The 22047-nt window shown below is 31.5% G+C and carries 24 protein-coding genes and 1 pseudogene; 2 read left to right on the plus strand and 23 right to left on the minus strand.

The window, feature by feature from the left end:
- Positions 1–629, minus strand: a 629-nt coding sequence (locus tag ACWNMZ_RS24605; RefSeq protein ID WP_449598946.1) for a helix-turn-helix domain-containing protein, incomplete at its 3' end; no start/stop codon positions are given.
- Positions 630–763: 134 nt separating this feature from the next.
- The gene (locus ACWNMZ_RS24610; protein ID WP_251628161.1) at positions 764–1087 is read right to left on the minus strand and encodes a hypothetical protein; all 324 of its coding nucleotides are present in this window, start codon (positions 1085–1087) and stop codon (positions 764–766) included.
- 284 nt (positions 1088–1371) lie between these two features.
- On the opposite strand from ACWNMZ_RS24610, the gene ACWNMZ_RS24615 reads away from it, so the two are divergent.
- Positions 1372–2535 carry a tyrosine-type recombinase/integrase gene (locus tag ACWNMZ_RS24615; RefSeq protein ID WP_251628160.1) on the plus strand — a complete coding sequence of 388 codons (1164 nt, stop codon included), beginning with the start codon at positions 1372–1374 and terminating at the stop codon, positions 2533–2535.
- 385 nt (positions 2536–2920) lie between these two features.
- Complete coding sequence (locus tag ACWNMZ_RS24620) at positions 2921–3136, plus strand: DUF5348 domain-containing protein (RefSeq protein ID WP_251628159.1); 216 nt, start codon at positions 2921–2923, stop codon at positions 3134–3136.
- Positions 3137–3840: 704 nt separating this feature from the next.
- On the opposite strand, the gene lepB is transcribed toward ACWNMZ_RS24620, so the two are convergent.
- The 21 genes and pseudogenes from lepB to ACWNMZ_RS24725 form a co-directional block, all read right to left on the minus strand.
- A complete protein-coding gene (gene lepB, locus ACWNMZ_RS24625) occupies positions 3841–4377 on the minus strand; it encodes a signal peptidase I (protein WP_449598947.1) in 537 nt (178 codons plus the stop codon).
- Positions 4378–4408: 31 nt separating this feature from the next.
- Complete coding sequence (locus ACWNMZ_RS24630) at positions 4409–4690, minus strand: hypothetical protein (RefSeq protein WP_251628155.1); 282 nt, start codon at positions 4688–4690, stop codon at positions 4409–4411.
- A gap of 73 nt (positions 4691–4763) precedes the next feature.
- Positions 4764–4895, minus strand: coding sequence for a hypothetical protein (locus ACWNMZ_RS24635; RefSeq protein ID WP_285846431.1), 132 nt, complete (start codon positions 4893–4895; stop codon positions 4764–4766).
- Between the two features lie 6 nt (positions 4896–4901).
- Complete coding sequence (locus ACWNMZ_RS24640) at positions 4902–5747, minus strand: hypothetical protein (RefSeq protein ID WP_251628153.1); 846 nt, start codon at positions 5745–5747, stop codon at positions 4902–4904.
- Positions 5748–5841: 94 nt separating this feature from the next.
- Positions 5842–6168, minus strand: coding sequence for a hypothetical protein (locus ACWNMZ_RS24645; RefSeq protein WP_251628151.1), 327 nt, complete (start codon positions 6166–6168; stop codon positions 5842–5844).
- A 15-nt stretch (positions 6169–6183) separates the two neighbouring features.
- Entirely contained in the window at positions 6184–6495 is a 312-nt protein-coding gene (locus tag ACWNMZ_RS24650) for a DUF2325 domain-containing protein (protein WP_047944126.1), read from the minus strand.
- Between the two features lie 97 nt (positions 6496–6592).
- Positions 6593–7039, minus strand: a complete 447-nt coding sequence (locus tag ACWNMZ_RS24655) for a hypothetical protein (protein WP_251628148.1) — start codon at positions 7037–7039, stop codon at positions 6593–6595.
- Between the two features lie 454 nt (positions 7040–7493).
- Positions 7494–7751, minus strand: coding sequence for a hypothetical protein (locus tag ACWNMZ_RS24660; RefSeq protein ID WP_251628147.1), 258 nt, complete (start codon positions 7749–7751; stop codon positions 7494–7496).
- Positions 7752–7771: 20 nt separating this feature from the next.
- On the minus strand, positions 7772–8329 hold the full coding sequence (locus tag ACWNMZ_RS24665) for a hypothetical protein (RefSeq protein ID WP_251628144.1): 558 nt from the start codon (positions 8327–8329) through the stop codon (positions 7772–7774).
- A complete protein-coding gene (locus ACWNMZ_RS24670) occupies positions 8322–9002 on the minus strand; it encodes a hypothetical protein (protein ID WP_251628143.1) in 681 nt (226 codons plus the stop codon). Before ACWNMZ_RS24670 ends, ACWNMZ_RS24665 begins: the two co-directional genes overlap by 8 nt.
- On the minus strand, positions 9002–9640 hold the full coding sequence (locus ACWNMZ_RS24675; RefSeq protein WP_251628141.1) for a hypothetical protein: 639 nt from the start codon (positions 9638–9640) through the stop codon (positions 9002–9004). The genes ACWNMZ_RS24670 and ACWNMZ_RS24675 overlap by 1 nt, the downstream gene beginning before the upstream one ends.
- 286 nt (positions 9641–9926) lie before the next feature.
- Positions 9927–10655 (minus strand): hypothetical protein, encoded by a 729-nt coding sequence (locus ACWNMZ_RS24680; protein WP_251628139.1) that lies wholly within the window; start codon positions 10653–10655, stop codon positions 9927–9929.
- A gap of 10 nt (positions 10656–10665) precedes the next feature.
- The gene (locus tag ACWNMZ_RS24685) at positions 10666–12153 is read right to left on the minus strand and encodes a helicase-related protein (protein WP_251628216.1); all 1488 of its coding nucleotides are present in this window, start codon (positions 12151–12153) and stop codon (positions 10666–10668) included.
- A 164-nt stretch (positions 12154–12317) separates the two neighbouring features.
- Positions 12318–14150 carry a reverse transcriptase/maturase family protein gene (locus ACWNMZ_RS24690; protein WP_311297486.1) on the minus strand — a complete coding sequence of 611 codons (1833 nt, stop codon included), beginning with the start codon at positions 14148–14150 and terminating at the stop codon, positions 12318–12320.
- A gap of 600 nt (positions 14151–14750) precedes the next feature.
- Positions 14751–16547: a DEAD/DEAH box helicase family protein gene (locus ACWNMZ_RS24695; RefSeq protein WP_251628136.1), complete on the minus strand. Its 1797-nt coding sequence runs from the start codon at positions 16545–16547 to the stop codon at positions 14751–14753.
- Between the two features lie 332 nt (positions 16548–16879).
- Complete coding sequence (locus tag ACWNMZ_RS24700; protein ID WP_047944141.1) at positions 16880–17203, minus strand: hypothetical protein; 324 nt, start codon at positions 17201–17203, stop codon at positions 16880–16882.
- 1006 nt (positions 17204–18209) lie between these two features.
- Positions 18210–18584: a hypothetical protein gene (locus tag ACWNMZ_RS24705; RefSeq protein WP_251628134.1), complete on the minus strand. Its 375-nt coding sequence runs from the start codon at positions 18582–18584 to the stop codon at positions 18210–18212.
- Positions 18562–19047 carry a hypothetical protein gene (locus ACWNMZ_RS24710; RefSeq protein WP_449598948.1) on the minus strand — a complete coding sequence of 162 codons (486 nt, stop codon included), beginning with the start codon at positions 19045–19047 and terminating at the stop codon, positions 18562–18564. Before ACWNMZ_RS24710 ends, ACWNMZ_RS24705 begins: the two co-directional genes overlap by 23 nt.
- Positions 19040–20060, minus strand: a pseudogene (locus tag ACWNMZ_RS24715) (IS3 family transposase). The gene ACWNMZ_RS24710 and the pseudogene ACWNMZ_RS24715 overlap by 8 nt, the downstream one beginning before the upstream one ends.
- A 561-nt stretch (positions 20061–20621) precedes the next feature.
- Entirely contained in the window at positions 20622–21251 is a 630-nt protein-coding gene (locus ACWNMZ_RS24720) for a tetratricopeptide repeat protein (RefSeq protein ID WP_251628131.1), read from the minus strand.
- 28 nt (positions 21252–21279) lie between these two features.
- Positions 21280–22047: an ABC transporter permease gene (locus ACWNMZ_RS24725; RefSeq protein ID WP_251628129.1), complete on the minus strand. Its 768-nt coding sequence runs from the start codon at positions 22045–22047 to the stop codon at positions 21280–21282.

A 22047-nucleotide genomic window follows, 5' to 3' on the forward strand; every position in this document is an offset into this window, starting at 1 on the left:
TCATAAGGGAACTCAAATTTAGCAAATTTCCTTTTGGAAATTATCGAACCTCTTTCAATTAAATAAACCGGTTTAAAACCATATTGCTCAATTTTCGTATATGGAATCTTATTTCCACTAGCAGTTAGCAAAAAGTAAACTTCATCATCCCCAACCATCAATCTTCCATGTTCTTCACTTCTTTCATGAATAAACAATTGAAACCAACCCTGTTTATTTGGTTTAGAATAAAACTCTTTATTATTTCTACTTCTAACATTTTTATAATTTTTTTGAAAACGTTCAAGCTCCGTTTGTTTAATAAAATATAATTCCCTACCTCTATAAACTTCTTTCTCTGCAGTTAGTTTACCATCCTTTATATAGTTAAATACCGTTACAGTAGATACTCCTAATTGTGTAGCAACTTCCCCAGTGCTAAGTCCTGGCTTTTTTAATTTGTCTTTTACCTCTTCTACATCATCTATATAAAAGTACTTCGTATTATCAATTTGCCAACTTTTTTCATTTACTGCAGTTAATATGCCTTGTCTGGAATATGATAAAACTGTGTTCTCGGCAACACCTAATAATTCCGCAGCCTCTTTTGTAGTAATTTGCTTTTTCTTTTTCTTATTTTCTTGGCCCATTTTATTCTCCCCGACTAATCATTATTAAAATAGTGTATACATATTATTTAATATTAAATCAATATTATAATCTATTTATATGTTACCATTTACTATAGTCAATATTCAATTGGGGAATAATTCTAATTTATGTATTAATTCTCACTTTGTTTACAATACTCACTAGCATTCTCTAAAAAATCTGTAATACATTCTTCTACCATTTTTCTTGTTGGTTTTTCTAATGTAATACTTTTAAACGTTTTATCAATAACTACACCTCCTCCCCCTATCAATAGTTTAATCTCAACTGTATCTTTTTCTCGACTCAAACTACCTCTTTTATCTACAAATCTACTAACTTGCACTCTGAGACCATATTTGGATTTTTGTAAGAAATAAGTTTTCACTTGCACTTCATATTTACTTACAAAAAATGTACTTTCTTCTAATGCTCGGTATAAACTTTCGCTAATCAAAAAATCCACCTCTCCCTTTTATCATTAATAAGATTATAATATATGTCTTAATATTAAACAAAGGTTCAATATCTGTTTTATATAAAAAAATACATTACCTACTATTTTATATTAAAATGTATTTTAGATATTAATTTTATTTATATGTATATATAGTAGACAAATAAAGTATTTTTCTACTAATATAGGAGTATATATTAAATATGACTAAATTAACTTAATAACGAATCATTTATCACCAGATAATTACTTTACTTATAAAAAATGACAAAAGGGGTGTGAAAATGCTAGAAAAAGAAATTTCATTCCATTCGAATAAAAATTCGATAGAATTTACAGGAAGTCAGTCGTCCATCGCATCGTTTTCGAAAATACTAACAGATCCGTCGCTATTTCAAAATTTACCCGACGAGTTAATCATTATGGAGGACGTATCTAACAATGCGGAAATGAATGACTTGGAAATGATGTATTTATTTTTACATCAAAAGAAAGATATGGATATACGAAAGAATAAAATGGAGAACACCATCGAAGAGTACAGTAGAGATTTACTTATCATGTATAAACAGATAATAGAAAATGCTTTTTCCATTGGATTAGATTTAAACGCACAGCAAAATCCATATCAGATATTTAAACTACTCAATCATGTACATATTAGAAAATTTCAAGAGTGGTTAGCAGCAGCTCCGTTAGGAAAGGGGAAGAAGCCATATGCAGTTTCTACACTGAGTCGCAAAATGGTAGTTCTTAAAGGGTTACTTTCTTTTTTGTACAAAACAAAATATATAGAAATTCCGCTGCATGAAAAAATGTTGAGTAGTAATGTACGGGATATTGATCGACCTGACAGAGATTTAGGAAAAAATGAAGTATTACCCATATTGGACTATTATAAAAATCATCCAATCGTACACTGCTTACTAGCGACCTTAATTACGACAGGGCTTAGAATAAACGAATTATGTCATAGTAAAATATCGGATATTTCATATGCGGATGGGGATTATTGGTTATATGTGCTAGGAAAAGGGCGACATGAAAGAGAGGTTCTCTTACATCCATATATAATAGAAGAAATACGGAGATTTCGACGAGCAAGACGGTTAGATTTTGTATTAGATGGAAGTGATAATTCGTATATTTTTACTACGAACAAAGGAAAACCATACAATTATAAATATTTATCAAATTATTTAACAAAAAAAATTAATGAAGTGGAATTACCTTTCATCAAAACAAAGAAAAATCCAATTACGCCACATACACTGAGACATGCCTTTGCTCAAATAAGTTCGGATCAAGGAGCAAGTTTAGATCAAATTAAAATAGCATTGGGGCATAAATCGATTCAAACAACGTCTATTTACTTGCAGAAAAAATCAAGAAGAGAGAATAATGCAGGTCATGTTTGGAAAAATTCAATTATAACTCATTTTAACTAATTAAAATTATTTTTAAATGAGGCACTGTTAAACTAGATGTTGAAAATAATACAAATATAGAAAAGGGAAGCCTATTCAGAAAGGTTTCCTTTTTTTTATATTTGCAAACTTACTTTCAAATAAAGTAAAGTTTCTATATAATTCTTTGAATAGATAACCACTGTTCAAATTTTTTGACTCCGTAATTATAATCAAATTCTTCAATCTCAATTGAAATAATTAATATGCCAATCCCTTTTAATTCGGTCTCTTGGCCAGTTTTTTAAACCATAATGCTCAATTTCGTCTAAGTTTCGTATGGTGCAGTATAGCTATTGTTTCTTACGTATAATTATCTTTTTTTTAGTCAATCCTTTAATAACAAATAGTAATGGAGTTGATTTCTTTGTTGACGAATACGGAAGATAATATGCTTTCCAAGAATCATCAAGGTAGATATTCATTACCCAATGGTGAGTATTTCACTACTGGTGATGATATTGAATTCAAATTTGATCATAAACATTGGATTAAAACTACTGTTCACCATAATCATGATGATTATTATTTAATTGGCTTTCCTACTTTAAGTATGAATGGTTTAATTGCGAGAAAACCTTAGTTTTCTCGTTTTTTATTGCACATAAGTTATCTACTAATTTTCTATGTCCTGTTTTAAGTTGAATTTATCATTACTATCTTTATTTGTATTTTTTTTAACAAGAAATTTAATGCGAAGACTATAAAAAATATCCCTAACAACTAATACAAAAACCATTAAAATTGAAAATATTATCAAGAAAATTAATATTGGTGCAAATATTTTCGCATAAAATAAAAATCTATCAAAAAATTGTAACATATTCATAAGTTTACCTACCTATATAAGTTTTTTTGCGAAGTGATTACTATAGTTTTGAATGGTGTGTTAATATATTCATTTATATCTGCCTTTCTATTGCATATAAGTTATCTATTACTATTACTATTAGTATGGCCCCTACATCATCCCATGTCCATTTCTGATTTTCTTTTTCTCTGTAATATCCATAATAACTCTCCCTTTACTAATCCATCATTTCTATCAATGATTTAATCCAACCAAGTATTTTCAGAATTGCACCCAATACATCAATATAGAACAACATACCTAATCTCCTTATCTATTTATTGGTCTTGTTAAACAATTGCACCTTTTTTATATTTTGTTCCATAGCTAAATGATGTTTCTCCAATATTTTTTTCTTTTCATCTTGATAGATTTTTACTTTTTGACTAGCCTGCTTTTCAATTTCATTAGCATATTCAGAAACTTCCTTAATAAAATCACTTAAAATTATCCTTTCCGATTGAAATAGACACTTTGTTTAAAGACCAATATCGCGCTTCAATGCAGCCAACTACACTATCAATAGGAATTGCCCCTAATTCCCTACTATCCGTACTAAATTGTCTATTATCCCCTAATACAAATAGATGTTCATCTGGCACTTTCCCCTTTAAAGCATAATCCTCCGTATAAATATCTTTTTTTCCATTATGTAAAAAATCCTCGTCAGTAGCTTCATTATTTATAAACAATTGATTATTCTTATATTGAACTGTTTCACCTGGTAACCCAATTACTCGCTTTACTATTTTCTCTCCTGAAGGAAGCTGGGCAATTACGATTGAAAATCTCTCCGGTTTATTAAATTTATTTATTAGGACTAAATCACCATTCTGTAGTGTCGGTTTCATAGATTCACCATCTACCTTTAAAGGAACAAAAATAAATAATCTTACGATGAACAATACTATAAAAAAAATAAAAATTTTCCTTACATATGTTTTCATTGTTGTTCTCTCATCTTGACTCAACATTTTTTATCTATACTCCTATCTTTTTTTCGAATCAGCTAATATCAAATGACCTTCCACTTTTTGTTACACCTGTTTCTAAAGTTAATATCCAATCATAGACATCATCTAAATTAAATCCATTTATCTTCAACTCTTTTGGAAATTCTATTTCTTCTCCAAAAATTTTATATAGCTTTTCTTTTGCTGTTTCAATTGGTCCAAATCCATATAGATATTGATGTTTTACCTTCTTTCCTTCTCTATAAGATTTGCGGATATACAAATATACTTTTCCTTTAGAGGTTTTCTTAGTTAAGTAACCCACCCTTTTCATGTTCAACCTCACCTCTTTGTTTCTCCTACAAGTTGAATTTATCTATATGTAGGGGAAACCCGTTTCAAAAAAATTATTCTATAGAAATAAATATCTTTATCCAACCTATCAAAGAAATCCATAGTGGAATGGAGAAACATAACCCTAAAAATATCCCTTTTATAGGGCTGCCTTCTATAGTTTCTATTTCTTCTTGTTCAATCAATTTAATTCATCCCTTTTTTATGATTTCTATATATTCGTCTGATTTAATTATTAGATTGGTAAAATTCTTATCGTTAAATGTATTTTTATGTAGGTGTCCCCAACAAAGAATGTACTTTCCGATTAATTCTTCATCCGTATAAGAGAAATACTTAAAGTATTTTTCAAAGATAACAATTGAAAATGAGATATTATTAATTTTTTTAAAGTTCAAGTAAATAACTTTATCTCTTCTATTTATTGTTTCTATCTCTCCATGAACTAAATAAGGAAGGTTAAGTACAGCCATGTCTGACCATAACTTCTCATGAGCTACCTCTTGAGACAAAATCAAATTGGAAATAGGAATTTTGTGTCCTTTCACTTGAATTAAAATGCTGCTAAGAATATCTGGTTCATAGGTGGAGAACAATTTAACTATAGATTTCAGCGAGCTGATGCTGTTGGGAGGAGCGGTTTCGTTTTTTATTTTGATTGTTTGCTTTTTCTTTTTTTTTTCATCTTTCTCTTCTCTTTGGATACTTCTAGGTTCATAATCAGGATCTAATTTATTTAAGCTTAATTTAATCACTGTTTCACTTATCCCTTGTTCTATAAAATCACTTTGATAGTCATTAATTTTCGAAAGGCTCTCTTCAAACGAAAGAGGTCTGTAAAATCCACAGGAAGAGGTATGCTTAGATTCATTTTTACCTGTAGTTTTAAAATGAGGTGTTGTTCTTTCGTTACCTTTCACATGAACCAATGGTGCTTTGCAGCTTTTATCGATACAATAAATTTCTTGGTTGTGTAGATCATCATTATATTCATTAATGGAGATAATTCTTCCATCACGAAACATAGCTGATATCACCTTACATCCTCCTTTTACAACATAAATTTTTCCTTAAGATATGTGCTCCAATTAATTTGGCGGCACTTCCATTTAAATCTCTTCTCTTGCTTTCTTAAATAAGATATAGTTGCTTTTCTAACATTTTTTGCAAACTCCAATGCTTCTTCCATCTCAGTAAATGTGAAAGTCGTCCCAATAAAATGTAGTCCTCTAAACAGTCCTGACTCTTAATTAGCAAACTATCAGAGAAAATGATTTTAGTTCTTTTATTTCTACCAAACAAAGGAAAATGCTGCCTTTTAATCTCTAAATGTATGGTTACCTTTTGATAAGCTAGTTCTAATAAATACTTTTTAAATTTTTCATTTGAAAAAGAAATTTTATAAAATACGCTAATCTTACCTTTTACACCTTTAATGTCCGTAGTGATGAAGAACATTATCTTAGCTCCTTTTTATGCAGACAATCCTTCAAAATAAGCAAGTGATGATTGAATTGCTCCAGTTACTCCGCGTCCTTGATGATAAACAATAGTTTTGTTTTGCTCTTTGCAAATCTCCTTAACCATAATCATAGATTTACGATTTATAGCCCCTTTTAACACAACTACACAATCCGCCTTATTGATTAGAGTTTGGTATTCTTTTTTATTTCCTGACTTTTTCGACTCTCCAGGATGATGTAGCACTTTAAGCTCAAATCTGTCGCCCATTTTTTTGAACGTTTTATCTTGATTTCCACCAACAACCAACAATGTATTTGCCATTATGATCACTCCAATTCTAATATTTAAAATAATCATAACATAAATTACCACAAATACAACTGTAATTTTAAATAAAACAAAATTTTTATTACCTCATTCACAACCGAACCACTTCATTTGTTTTTAAGACATCAACAAAACGGTTATATTTTGATAAGATATATGCACCTATATCAGGATGGACATAGATTGTTCCATGTAACAATACGTTCTCTATCGCTTCAGTCATTTCTTTAGTAGGCATTCTTTTGGATAAAAAACCGTTAAACATATTTAATTCAAAAGGAAAGCCATTATCATTTTCCTTAATCAAAACGAACTTAGTACCATACTGGTACAAGGTCCTTATCTTTTCCATAGCATTTACTTCTTTTAAAACTTCTTGTGTGAGTATTACAAGTTTTGGCTCACCACGTAAAGTATCTTGTAAACTATCTTTTGTCGAGACTATATAATCTTTACCGAATTTCACCTCTAATAGATCTTTAAAGCCTTTTCGAAAAGTAAAATTCTCATTTTCAACAATAAAAATACATCCCTTCATGCTCGTCACCCCCCTTAGAAATAAAAAAAACCCTATCTTAAATAAGACACCAAAAGCGTCTTACTTCAGATAGGGTTTTTCCCTTTAGATATTCAATTTATTGATTTTATTATATCCTTTACATCGATAGATATCAACGTATACTTCAATACTTCAATTGGTTTGTTATTTTAGAATATGTCCATTTAGTAAAGTCACATATTGACCTATACCATTTTCATCAATATACCAAGCTATTCGTGATGCTAAACCTTTTGACGCTTTATGATTATGAAGCGGTATTGCCGACTTATATACTTTTTCTCCGGGATTAGGACTAACTAGTACAATTGGCTTCTTGTAATCATTAACTATCCAACAACCGTATTCTTGACAAGGAGAAACATACCAATTAGCATCTGTTCTTCCAGCTGGGAAATCTGGTTTAAAAGGATAGCACGATTTTTTTAAGATTTCAATTTGTCCTTGTAAAATGGTAAGAGGTTTCCTCTTCTTCTAATCTGTCAAATTCAGCTTGGTTTAAATTTATATCTATTTCCAAACTATTTGTGGGTAAATATCTACTACATTTTGTAACAACTAAAGGATTATCTACATCTACCTTATTTTTAATTGAACAGGATTCTGTAATAAAATCATAAAGATCACAAGAATTCCGACAAGTATAAACTTTTTCTCTCGTATTTTTTGTATTATCTACTATTAAAGACAACAAGATATCACCTTCTTTATTTATGCTGCACCAAATGCATAAGGGATTATAAAGCTAATGATTAATAGAAATCCCGCAGATGCCCATAGTCTCTTACTCCATCTACCAAATTCAGGGTGTTTCAAAAGTTTATAGAATAGAAACATAACTAATCCAACCAATGCCATTCCCACTACTGTATAAAAACCAGATAACTGTAATAAGTTTATTACATCAGTTGCAAAAAGTGTAACATTTGTTGTGTTTATTGTAAATAATACAATTAAAAAAATACGAATTATAAAGAAAGAAATTGGTGCCCAAATCAATACACCAGTAGCTCCTTTCATAACTTGCCCAGTTTTAGTAACAATTGAATACCCTAGCCTAACTACTCCAATCAAGAACATTATAGTAAAGAGGGAGGAAAATAAACTAGATACTATTGGTGCAGAATCATTTATGGAATTTCCCCAATTTGTAATCATATCATCCATGGATGGAGCATCACTATAAGGATTTGCCAATGCTTTTGTAGGAATCAATAAAAGTGCGAATATAAATATTGACATGATTGTTTTGATTCGACTTCTAATCATTAAAAATCCCTCTTCGTTGATGAACTTTAAAAGTGAATTTCGACTCAAATGTAGTGGATTGCATTCTACCATCAACAGCATAAACCTTTTGTGAATAACTGTAGTTATTCGAATTCTGATCCATGATATTTTCTACTGTAGCTAACCATTGAGAAACAATTTGTTTATTTACAGGTTTTGTTTTTGCCTCTTTTAAAAGAGGTGTAATTTTATTACCTGGAATTTTTAAACTTACATGAATGAGATTAGTCATGTATTTAAAACCACTTACATCAAAATATTGGATGAAATTCCGATATTTTTCTAAGACCTTAAATTGCTCATATAAGGTACTCATTATTATTGCCTTTTCTCGGCTTGCTGATAGAGGTATACTAATTGTTAAATCAATATTATGATGGTTCATTTCTCCTGAAGGTAAGACTTCTAAATGTCCTTGAAAAGGACATTTTAGATCATCACATAATGGTGAAAGCCAACTATAATTAGCAAATATAAGATTTTCTTTTATATTCTCATAATAGTCATCCTCTTGTTTGATATTCTCTGTACCAATTGGCCCTATTAAAACGAACTTATCTCTCGTTTTAAATTCTAATTTTGATAAGTTTAATTGTTTTTCCTTAATCGTTACCATAATCTCATTTATACTTTTTTCTCCTATTCGAACCATTACCATTTCTCCTCTTCATTTATTAATTGTATTGGGTTTAGCATTCCATTTTGAACTTTAACTTTAGTGTAAAACGGCGCTTCTGGAATATAGTCTAAAAAATTATTAAAACTCGCTATCCATTGTCCTAAAAAATCCGTTTGGTTTTCATTTTTCAAATAGGATTTTTCCTTAGTATAGAGGTAAATTCGGATTTGATTTAGCCGTTTTTTTTCTCCTTGAACCTCTATCGAATTTATTATTGGATAAAGAGGGAGAAGCTTTTTAAACTTGCTATATAATTGGGACAAAGTCGATAATTTATCAAATGCTTCCACAGGGATAATAATTTCTACATATTGCTCTTCCTGTATAAATCCCCCTCTATCATTAATTTCTATATTTATAGTAAAATCATGAATTTTAAGTATGCTTAACGGGAATAGGCATCTCTCGTACATATTAATTACTTCTTTCGATAATGCCTCTAAGTAATTTTTCTTGATTAACGTATTAAATGTATCTCCATATACACAACCAATATAGAATTTATTATCTTTTATCCTATATTCTAGATTTAGTTTTCGAATATAACGATTGTCATCCTCAATCACAGACAAGATAGATTCTAAATCAGCTGTGTTGATATCAGATCTCATTTCACTGCCCCCTTTAGAAGGATTTTTATAATTTCTTTCATTTTTTTATCATTGATGTACATTAGTATAGTATTAATGTATATAGCAAAACTGTCGAATCTTGTCGATTACAGGGATATTTTTACTAATTTTCATGAAAAATTCACCAAAAACTAGTTAAATAGACCTTGACCGGTAAATTTTTGTACCCGAGAGGATTTCTCCTTCACTAAATGAACAAATCCAAATTTATACATTTAGTGAAGGAGGTGAACTAAATTCACTTCCTCCGAATATCCAATATTACTTAAATTGCAGCTGCCTCATATTCGATTTTTTCATCTGGGATGATATAATCTGATGAAACAGCATGTTCTAAAATTTCTATCTTTGAAACTCTAATATTTTTTCCTTCTCTTACTATTTCTAAAGACAAGGAATCTTTTCTATTTATTTGATGTACTCTCTCACCTATATTTATCCACACTCTTTTACCATCTGAAACATGGATATAATCCTCTTCCATACCTAGAACAGAAACAAGCCAACGCTGCTTCCCTTGTAAATTATCAGCAATTTTTGTAGTTGGTATCTCATCCACCAGAACCTCAGTTACTGAATTTACTTGTTTGATTCTAAATTCTCGAGAAGATGTTGCATTTAAATCTGCAAGGTTAAGTTCTTCTTCGAGCAGTTGACTTTGCACGTCACATAGTTCCTCAGAATTTATTTCTTTAGTCAAATTCGTTAAGTATTCTATTGTTCTATCATCTAATTCTGAAACAGTCGGAGTAATATGATAAATATTAGTTGGGCACATAACTTCTTCCCAATCATCTTCCTGTATATTTAGATTATAGGTTTCTTCTAAATAAATAGTTTCTTCTTCCGTATTAGATTCTGTCTCTATTGGAATTAATCCATTCTCTAAATAATAATGTTTCATCTTTAAATCCATACAGACTGCGTGGAAAAAGTATTCTATTAGAAAATACATATATACAAACCAATCTAAATTTATCGTAATAGTATGCATTTTTACCCTCCTAAAATAATTCGAATGCCAGCTGACCACTGACTACTCTACGTTTATTTTTCTTTTGTGCTGGTTTCTCTTCCACTAAATCAAACAAAGAAATTTGTGAACTGTCATTATTTGATTTTGACTCCCTCTCAACTCGAGTTAAATAGTCTACTATTTCACCATCAAGAGCTGAATCACTTCCAAAAGCAGCATATAGATCTACTTCCAATGACATTTCATTAAAGTAAAAACCAGTAATTTTACCGTTTTCTATATTGCTCGCGATAGTTTCAGATTTTCTTATAAGTACATTTCTTGAACTTTCAGTTTTAATGTACTTACTAGCCCATTCTTCGAAATATTCTTTGTTTGATTTTAATGGTACATTCTTAGGTTTTCCAATATTAGAAAGAATTTCTCTAGCTCTAACCGACGCTTCAGCAACCCATTCTTCCGTACTCCCTTGAAGCACGTTTCCTTTTTTTATAGATTGTATTAGCATGGATTGTAAATCGCCAGTATCCCCTAACATAGCATTCAATCCATCACTAGAAACATCACCGTTAATAGCACCAGCAGCTTTATTCTTCATGGCTATTAATGTTGCCATTTGTTCTTGGTACATATTTTCATACGCTAAATAATATAGTCTACATTCCTCGGTTTGTTTTATTCTCCATGCTCTTCGTGCAGCTTGATTAATTGTAAATAAAGACCAACTAAATTGATAAAATATCAATGTTGGAGTACATAATAGGTCTAATCCTACTTTCACTAATTCTTGAGATACAATACACACATCATAATTCTCTTTTTTTATCTTTTTTTCTAACCATTCACTTCGTCTATTGGTACTTGTTGAAGAAGTATCCAGGATACAGACCTTAGCACCTATCATTTCTAAAATATGCTTTAATCGTGGTCTTACATCCCTACCTTCAACACTCGATCCTGTATCTCGAACATAAACAATAGATTTTCTTCCTTCAGATATCTCGCCCTTAATTATTTCCTGTAACTTTTTCTCTTTACTAAGAATTCTTTCTTGTTCGAATGGTTCTGGTTTCCAAATAAGTTCACCATTCATATAAAATGCTGGATAAGTAAATGGATTATCTGGGTATGAAATTCCAGTCTGAGTTAATGGCATATATAATTTAAATCCATCTTCTAACTCGTCAATGGATTTTTCAAAAGTGTTGACCATTCTCTGATAATTTAGTTGGAGATCTTCATCTGGTTTCACTAGTATAGTTGGCACATTCACCAGTTCAACAGGATCTGGCCAAACATCAACTAATCTAACAAGTACTGTATTTTGTACAAGAAATTTTGAAAAAACAAAAGGTGAAATACCTGGTAGTGTTTTCTCGTTTCTTTTTGTCCCACCCCTTGATTGCTTGTTTGTATATTCAGAATTAGAATCTTGATTATAAGTGGTAGTTTCAATTACCCCATATTCTTCGTTCCATTTTCTAACTTCAGAATATTTATAACCATTTTCCACCATCAAAGAAGGAAACAGTCTCCATAAGGTATAATAAATATCTTCCGCAACGGGATAAGAAGGCGGTGCCTTGCTATATTACTATAGTAGGTTTCCACCAACTCTCCCCCAGAACCGTACTTGCAAGTCTCCAAGCATACGGCTCACTATTATCTCCCAGTTTTTAGTTAAAGTTGTCCATTGTGAAGTTTCATATGACAGTCATTTCCTTGACCTCTTGCGCAGAGAGCAAGCTGCCTGCGGTTACGGGCTATCATAATCACTGCCCATTTTTGTAGACTTCTTTTCTTTTTCAAGTCCTTTAGTTTCCTAACGTGGTGCATTTCCAAATCAACATCAGTTGCTCCACAGTATTCACATACACGGGCTTTCATTCTGTCAATTAGACTTGTAATGCCACTGTACACCCAACCATTAGGTAGATTATCGATTTTGGACTCTGTCGAAGCCTTTTCAACTCTAGTAAAAGAACTAATGAGTGTTTTTGACTTCATTCCTTTTTTCGTTTCATATTGAACAGTGAATACTCCATTGACACTGAATTTATCTATGACTTTTCTAACTGAAATTTTGTACTTTCTAGCGAATGTTTTATACATACTGTATTCCATGATGTATGCCATTTTATTAAGCACACTCACGTTATTCGCTATCTTGTAATACTCATAGAATCCTCGAAGTTCTGCATCGTAGATGCTAATAATTTCAAGGTCGTCATTATTGATTAGCTCAGGTCTATGAACCATTTTCCAATCGTTACCGTTTATTCTTAGAATATTCCTGTCAAGAAGTTTATTTACCCATTTTTCCTTCGGGACGTAGAGTTTTACCTTACCGTTATTTTGCCTTTGGAGTTTGCCATCTTTATTTCTTGTTGGTTGTGTACTGTAACTCGTTACAATATCAAAACCCAGAAATCTAGCTTTCTCTTTATGGGCATGAGTGATAAGTGTTTTCTCTACTGATAGTTCAAGTTTCAGCTTATTAGACAAGAATGCCTTAATGTCCTGTTTGGTTTTCTCCGCATCTTCCTTACTTCCAATTACACCGACAAGGAAATCATCAGCATAACGGACATAGTTGATTCTACGGAAGTCAGTATCAAATGGATCAGTCGCATTCATCTCATTACGTTTCTTAATGAGTGCTTTATAAGCTTTGGTGTGTTCCTTTTTCTCAGAAGTAGACATTAAGTCCCATTCTTCATCAGATTTCTTCATTTTCGTTAGTTGCCATTCTAACGCTCTATAATCATGTGTCCGTTTTCGCTTCTTACCCTTATTGAATTCTTCAGCATATTGTTCCATATACTTATCCAATTCATGAAGATATATGTTTGCTAATAATGGACTGATAACACCACCTTGAGGTGTGCCGCTGAAAGTCTTGTGGTAAACCCAATCCTCTAAATAACCTGCTTTGAGGAATTTCCAGATAAGTCGAATAAACCTTTCATCTTTTATCCTTTTCCTAAGAAGATTGATTAAAGTGTGATGATCAATGTTGTCAAAGAATCCTTTGATGTCTCCTTCAACAAACCACTTAACTCCAGTGAATGTTTTTTTTATTTTGTCTACAGCAGTTTGGCAACTAAGATTAGGTCTAAAACCATGTGAAGAATCTCGGAAGATAGGTTCGTATAACCCTTCTAAGATTCTACGTGCAACTTCTTGAACTAACTTATCATCCATTGAAGGAATTCCTAGAGGTCTCTGACCTGTTGGCTTCTTTGGAATATATTCTCTTCTTGAAGGTTTTGGTTGGTAACTTTCATCTTTTAACTGTTCAATGAGTTTACGGATTCGGTCGATGCTCATACCATCAATGGTTTTTCCGTCAGTACCCTCTGTCATATTACCTTCCTTTTTAGCTAACTTTGCATAAGCTTCTAGGAAGAACTCTTCATTATATAGATTTCGATATATACGTTCGAAAACGTAATTCTCATCTCTCTTGGACATTTCAACTAGGTTGTCCATAACTACTTTTGGGATTCTCAAAGTGTCTCCACACCTTCCTGATTTTGTTCTGGACTAGATAACTTGGTCCCTTCGCCATGTACTAAGCTTTCCCTAGCTCGGACTACTACGGACTCTCTGTTGCCCTATTGGATATTCAGACACCTAAAGTGTCATAGCCTTTACAGGCATTCCAACTTAGGCAATCCCCATTTAGTACATTTAGTAACATAGGCTTGAACCAGTGTCGGATGCGACTTTCGCCATTTACCATTTACTATGGTTGGAAGACCACTGAGGCATAACCTTATAAACGGAAAAGCTGTTTATAAAGCAGTAATTATCTAACGGCAAAGCTATTAGACAACATATGGTCAATAGACGTTAATAGAAGTCTTCCGTCTATGTCTTCGCTAGGACTCCTTTGGCTATCGTTCACGCAGTTTAGCATTCATCCTCGTCTGTTTCGATTTCATCTTGCCATTCAGTTGCACCATGACAACTTGGTGACTTATGGCTTTTCACCTAATATGCTGTGTTCCCCGTTATTGGTTTCCCTCACGAGTAAATTAGTAGATGATAGGAGACAATTGATGCCTCTACACTCCTACGACTTGCCTAAAGTCGAATTACTAAATGCCCTTATGGGCGCACTTTTCCACCAAATAATGTTCCAGTTCCTCCAACCACTTTCTTAGCTGCAGCTGCAATACTTCCCAATGCATTTCCTTGAGCACTTGTCGATGCTTTCAGTTCATGAATCTCATCCACAATTGCAATATCAAAAAAATTTTTCATTTTTCTTCGAATGTATTCAATACTGGCAATTCTTCGTGGTTGACCCTGCTTTTTTGGAACCTCTTTTTGGTTACTTTGAATATGTTCTAGTAAATTCTTATTTCCCTCCTTAATGGCTTTAATCAATTTCTTCTCATACTCATACCATTCTTTTATTGATGAATAACGAGTTGCCACCTTCTTGGTCCATAAGCTTTCTCCACATTCTGAACAAAAGGCATTTGCGGGCTTTTGTGTGTTTGTCAGCCTTCTTCCAGTTCCGAATTCGTCTTTATCCATGGTTCTTGTAGAACGTACTTCTATTTCTTTAGAAGGTTCATCCGTATCAGGAATCATTTTTATATCTTCAATTACCTGGTGAGCCTTTCCACAAGAAGGACAATAGTAACCATATCGATAAGGTAATCTATCTTCACTTTGCTGTTTACTAGTTTTTTTCTGACTAAATTGAACAGCTGGAACGATAGATGAATCTCCTCTCATGGTAGTAAAAGATATAACGAAAAAAACTGGGTTTTTTGGTTTCTTTCTTCCACTCATTAACCAATCACGATGATAAGTAATTAATTGACTCGTTCTTTCAATTACTCTCACTTCAGCATGAGGAATTATTTCTTTAATCTCTTCTGGCCACTTTTTAGTTAAAGAAGGTGGGCACATTAATACACTATGATATCCTTCTTTATTTTTCATATCCGATAGTACATCAGCCACAGCAGTCATAATGGTGCTTTTACCTGTCGACATTTCGCCTTGGATGATTACAGCCTTACTCTTAGCAAGTTTTTTCGCTACAGCAGTACTTACATGAGCTTGAACTGGAAACAATTCACGTTTATAAGTACTAATTTTAGGGCTAATATGATCCACTAAAGGATTATGAATTGGTGATACCTCTTTGCTTACTTTTTTAATCATTCCCTCAACATTTTGTTGCATATACTCTGTCAAATCTGATACCATTTCTACTACAGTTCCAGTACCCTCTTTGCGGAATCTTAACTTTTTCTCTTTAATCATTTTAGAGATTAAATTATCAACCTCTTCTTCTGTAGCTTGTAACTTAAATAACGAAAATCCTTTTGGAAATAATTTAGAATCAAAGTAAAGATCTACAGATTGTAAAATCCCTATATTCAAAAATTCATGAAAAATAATATCTTTCCATTCGGGTAGGATATGTAGTCCAAATTTACCTCCGCCTAAAACTATGCGTAAGTCTTCTGCTGGATCCCCAGTAAAAGATAAAATATAATCATCATTTCCCATTAATTCATCATGAACAACAACAATTGCTTTTCTATTATTCATAATAGTCATTGGAAATTTTTCGTATTTCCCTTTTTCTGTATAGAGTTCCAATTCTTTTGTATAAGTATAATCTGTTAAGCCTTTCTCTCCGTTTCCGAAAGACAAACCACTTGATCCTATATCAATAGCAGCCTTCATAGCTTGTACAGTAGAATCATTACCAGCAATAATAGTTAGAAGCAGTTTTGCTCTTTGCCAATTTTGCTTTGGTTTTTTATAGGCTAATCCATAGCAAAAAGCGGTCTGCCATGCATCATCTAGATATACTTCAATCATTTTTGGTGTGTCTATTAACTCTTCGGTTATACTTATCGTTTTAGTTTCCTTCATGCTTTCTACCTAATTAGAATAGAAAGCATCGATGCCTCTATCTAATTAGGTAGGGCACCTCCCTCTTATTAATTCATTTTTTATCAAAGTACATTTTAGTTAAATAAGACATTGCTGTATCAAAAGATGAACAAATATCATTAGATATAGAAACTACTTCTGATCTTTTGGAATTATGAATCAAAAACCAATATTGATTGTATTGATAACCGCAATATTCTATATATCTTTCTTTGTATTTGAAATACGGAAACTTAAAAGTTTCTATGTTCATATTTTCACCTTTGTGTAATAAAATCTCATGTCCCATAACATTGTAGTTCCTTATTGGTTTAATCTTTAACAAGCTGTACAAGGGATACGGTACCTTCTAAACCTACTACTATATCTAGTAGATTCTGTCGATTTTCGATATCTATATCTTTTGTTTCTTTAACCTTGTTAGCTGCTAGGTCATATTCTCCAATCATTAATTCTATTTCCATCCACCACCAAATTTTATGGTAAGTTTCATTCCCATGATAAATCTGCTTTAAAATGCAATATCCATCCTGTTCTACTTTCTTTTCGATTTGTTTTACTAGTTCCTTGATGGTCCTAGAATTCTTGGTACCCTCTTTTAATTTTCTCTTTTTAGATTGCTTTTTCGTCGTCATACCTCTCTCAATCCTTTCTGTTATGAATTCATCTGTACAAATGCTTCGTTAAAATAACGCAAAAAAGCCTTTGTGATTTAATGTAGATAAATAGCTTATAAGCTATTTATTTTCATCAACCACAAAGGCTGTTAACGTTATAACTAAGACTGCTAATCCTTAAGGATTGCAAATAAAAATAAAAATACGAAAGATTTGTATAGTGGTATTATATCCCTACTTCTCTTTTAAGACAAGTAGATAACAAAATTGGTTTTCCCTTATATAATATATGTTTTTAAAAGAATTGTTTTTATTAACTTAGTATTTATTTGCTTGCAAAAATTACAACCACCCCTTGTAAATTTCTCAACCATTAAATACCTTAAAAAATCCACAACAGGGGTTGAAAATTTTACAAAGCGTAAATTGTTAGATAAATATGCCTTGTAATTTTTACAACCCATATTAAATTTCCACTTTGTAAATTTTACAAAGGGTGTTGTGAAATTTACAAAACGCTTTGAAAAAATTACAACCCCCATTACAATTTTGATAATGCGGAAATATTAGTGGATAACTCTAACACTATTTGTAGTTTTGAATAAAGATTGATTAAGTGTAGCTTTAAAATAAAGTTTGAACAAAGACACCTCGTAAAACCTTACTTTAAGATTAATAAGAAGCATCCATCTTGAAAAAAAGATTAATCAAAATGGATGCTTCTTCAGCATTTTTAAATTTGGTTTTTATACATCTTATACAGCGTTACTGTATAAAAGCAAGCTCATATTGCTTGCTTTTAAGGCGATTCATAGAAAATTGCTAAAAGTACGCTTTTTAGCTTTTCTTGAGAAATTTTATAAGTAAATAGATTCCTCCTATGATAAGACTATTAAATAGTATCGTTGTACTATGTAGTAATGGTTTACAAAAAAGAATGGGAAGTCAAATTAAATTCTGATTATTCTAAAGGCTGTGTTCTAAAGCCACTATCCCAAAATATTTAATTACACTTCGCTTATTACTACTTCTCGTGTTTACGCTTTGGTTTATATTCTCGATTTGTTTGATGTAGGGATACTACCCACTTATTTGGTTCTTTATTTCCATCAGGTCTTGGAACCGTATTGAAGTATTTCATTGTGTTTTGTAGGTAATATTCGTGAGGAAATTCGACTCCTGCAAGAAGGTTGTCAAAATAAACAAGTCTCTGTGCCACACCTTCTCCTTTAAGATTCCTATTTGCTAGTTGAGGATATTCTTTTATCAATCTTTTTCCAAAGTTTATAGTGATTTCTTTTGTTTTTACCTCTGTTTCATCCTGAACAAAATAACGATATTCTTTAATATTGTCTATAAAAATTTGGTTTTGCTCATCAGTATATATCTGACCACTCATAATCTTCTCTCCTAATCATCCATTCCTCTGCTTCCTTATAAATTAACCTAGACCAAATAACTCTGAAACACTTGTCTTTTTTATGTCCTGTAAAGTAACAGAAACGTCCCGCATGACGAGGGTCTCCGTGTTCGGTAAAAGTGCTAATAGTATTCTTAATATCAAAAACATATAAATCATCTTTGTGTAATATAGAAAGTAAATCAACAATACGAAGGACTTCTTGATAATAGAACAGGTTGGGAATAGTTTTAACTTCTGGTTTCCCCCAACCTAATAAAATAAGTCTCTTATCCTTTAAAGCGATTGCTAGCTTAGCTGCATTTAACGTTTGAACTCTATCTAAGACATTTGCTTTGTGTAAAGCTCTAATTTGTGTTAGTACCGAGATGGTATTGCTGGCATAAAACGGTAAGACATTACAAATGGTAATATCTGGTATAACCAACACAAAACTAGACAACTTTTTTAAGGTGTTTCAGTTTATATTCAATAGGGCTTAAATAACCTAATGTTCCATAAATTCGAATATAATTAAACCAATTCACATAGTCGTATAATTCCCTTGATAATTCTTCTAAACTAGTAAAATGCCTTTTCTTAATAAACTCTGTTTTGATAATTTTAAACGTTGCTTCTGTCACTGCATTATCATAAGGACAGCCTTTCATGCTTAATGATCGCTTTATACCGAAAGTCTCTAAAGCTTCATCTATTAGTTTATTTTTAAATTCATTTCCACAATCCGTGTGGAAATATTGAATTTTACGCAAATCTTTCTTAATGGAAGAAAAGGCGCGATATACGAGTGCTGCATCCTTGTTTGGACCGGTACTTTCTGTCATTTCTTCTTCTTGATGAAAAGCACGATTTAATTCATTTTGTTTTTGAGATTCATTGCACTTCGTTGAATGTGGTTTAAATTGGGCCACTGCATAAGAGGAAACAAGCCCTTGTTCCCGCATAATGCGACCGATTCGGCGTCTTGAAATTATAAATCCTTGTTTTTTAATTCCACTTTTATCTTACGTGTGCCGTAGTTTTGCCGGCTTAAATAAAAGATTTAGATAATTTTGAGGTTATATCATCCTCTGACGCTCTTTCTTTTGCTTCATAGGTGTTTCTTGAAAGCTGTAGGACTTTACACATTGCTGATATCGAGTACTTGTGCTGGTTGTTCTTGATCACATTTACTTTCGTCCTAGTATCAGCGCTGCCTGCTTTAAAATATCATTCTCCATTTCAAGTTGCTTGTTTCTTTTCTGAAGTTCCTGAAAGTTCCTTTTGTTCGGGCGTTAAATTATCCTTTTCTTGAAAGGATCCGGTAGTTTGATGCTGATTAATCCACTTATCTAAGGAGGATGGAGTTAACTCATATTCCCGAATGATATCCTTTCTTGGTTTGCCGTTCAGATATAGTTGCACCATCTGTTGTTTGAATTCTGCAGTAAATGTTCTACGTGCTCTTTTGGTCATGGTAGATTCTCCCCTTATTGTCTTATTGGTATTCTACTTGACCTTAAAATATCTGTCCAACTAAGTGTAGCCTATCCGTGTATCACCTTCGACTGAAAGGACTTTGTTTTGTTTCGCAAACTCATCCAATGATACCTAGCCTCCTATGAAATTCGTGTTCCTCAGACCGGAGATTTGCCGCTCGCTTCCTTCAGATTCCACGTCGCCATAGACACCCTTGCGTTAAGCTAACTGCTACTTCTGTCTTCGCAGCTCGGGACTTTCACCCTATAGATTACACCCATGCTGTGCTACTATTGTAAGTATGTTTTGTTTATAAAAGATTTATCTATTAATTTGGAATGCATTAAAAATATATTTTTCGAACGGAAGAGTTAACGAATTTTTTATTGCAGTTATTATACTAGTTCTCCAATGATATTCTGTAGAGTAAGGCACATCTAAAATACTTATAACATATCCATTCCGCAAAAGGTAGCCCTTTTCTCCGAGATTGAATGTGTCAGTAAGTTTCATTTAACTTCTTTACCATATAGCCATTTCCTTTGATCAGTAAAAAAACTATTCAAAATAATTGTTTTTTATTTCGTTTCTAATTTCTTCAAAAGTAATATAGTTATTGATAAAATTATTATCTGATTCACTTATTTTCTTTAGATGTAAGTCTTTTATAAAATCATTGTATTTTTTCGAATAATCATTTAAAAAAGTTACATCAGAATCTTCTTTATTTTTAGTGTGAGAAAGTGCACTATTTAACTTCTTTATATATACTTCTGCTTTATTCAAATCAATTACCAAGTATATTTGAGATAAATAATACAAGGTTGTAAGATTTTCTGGTTCAATTAATAATATCTTTTCTCTATAATCTATTGCTTTATTATACTCCTTTAAATATATATAAGCATTTGATAAATTATTATAAGCTAGTGTATTTCCAGGTTCTAATTCAAGAACCTCTTTATATGTAGTAATGGCTTTGCTATAGTCTTTATCATTAAGATATAACTCACCTAATTCATTATAAATTTCAACACTTTTATTACTTTTTACCACATTTTCAAGCCTTCCGATTTTTTGCTCAATAGTTACACTACTTTTTTTAGAAGATTCCTTGGCAACACCATACTTAAATCCAATATTAAGTATTATTAATAGGAAAAGAATAAAAATTAATCTCTTTTTCATATATCCTCCGTATCCAAACTCATAATCTTTAATTTATATACTTCTCTTTTTTTTCAATAAATAAAACAGATAATAATAAAAAGAATAACATTGTTATTGCACATAATGTTATAGAATACAAAATGCGATAAATGGGAAAATCATCTTCCCCTAATAATTGATAAATATCGCTAACTTCAAAAAATAGTAAATTACGCATCCAATCATAATGAGGTATAAACATATAAAATAGTATAACCGCAATAGGAAGTAATAATGTTATAAATTGGTTCCTAGTTAATATTCCGCCTAAATAGGTTAGCGCACCAAAAGCTAATGAATATATTAGGTAAGAGATTGATATTACATAAACTCTGTATAATGCCAATCCAAAACTAATTGTCGTATAAGTCACTTCAATTATTGATAAATCCGCAAAGAATAATATTGTAATTATCTGATATATAGTAATTAAAATCAAATATAATATTGTAAAGAAGATTGTTCCTGCAAAAAATTTACCGAGAATAATTTGTTCTATTGAAAACCTCGATGAAAGCAGATTTTCAATAGTTTTATCCTTAAATTCTTTTGTAATCAAAGGTCCAAAAAACATAGATACTATTAATGGAAAAATTAATTGACCATTAATACTAAATATATAATGTGTATATCTTAAATAATTTTTATTTAAACCTGGTTCATACCAGCTCATTACCATACTAAGGCCAAGGAAAATTATAAAAAAAATTGCAACTGGTAAATGTATTCTTGATTTATAAATCTTATATAACTCTACCTTTATTAATTCATACAT

The organism is Niallia sp. Marseille-Q9988, assembly GCF_976954375.1.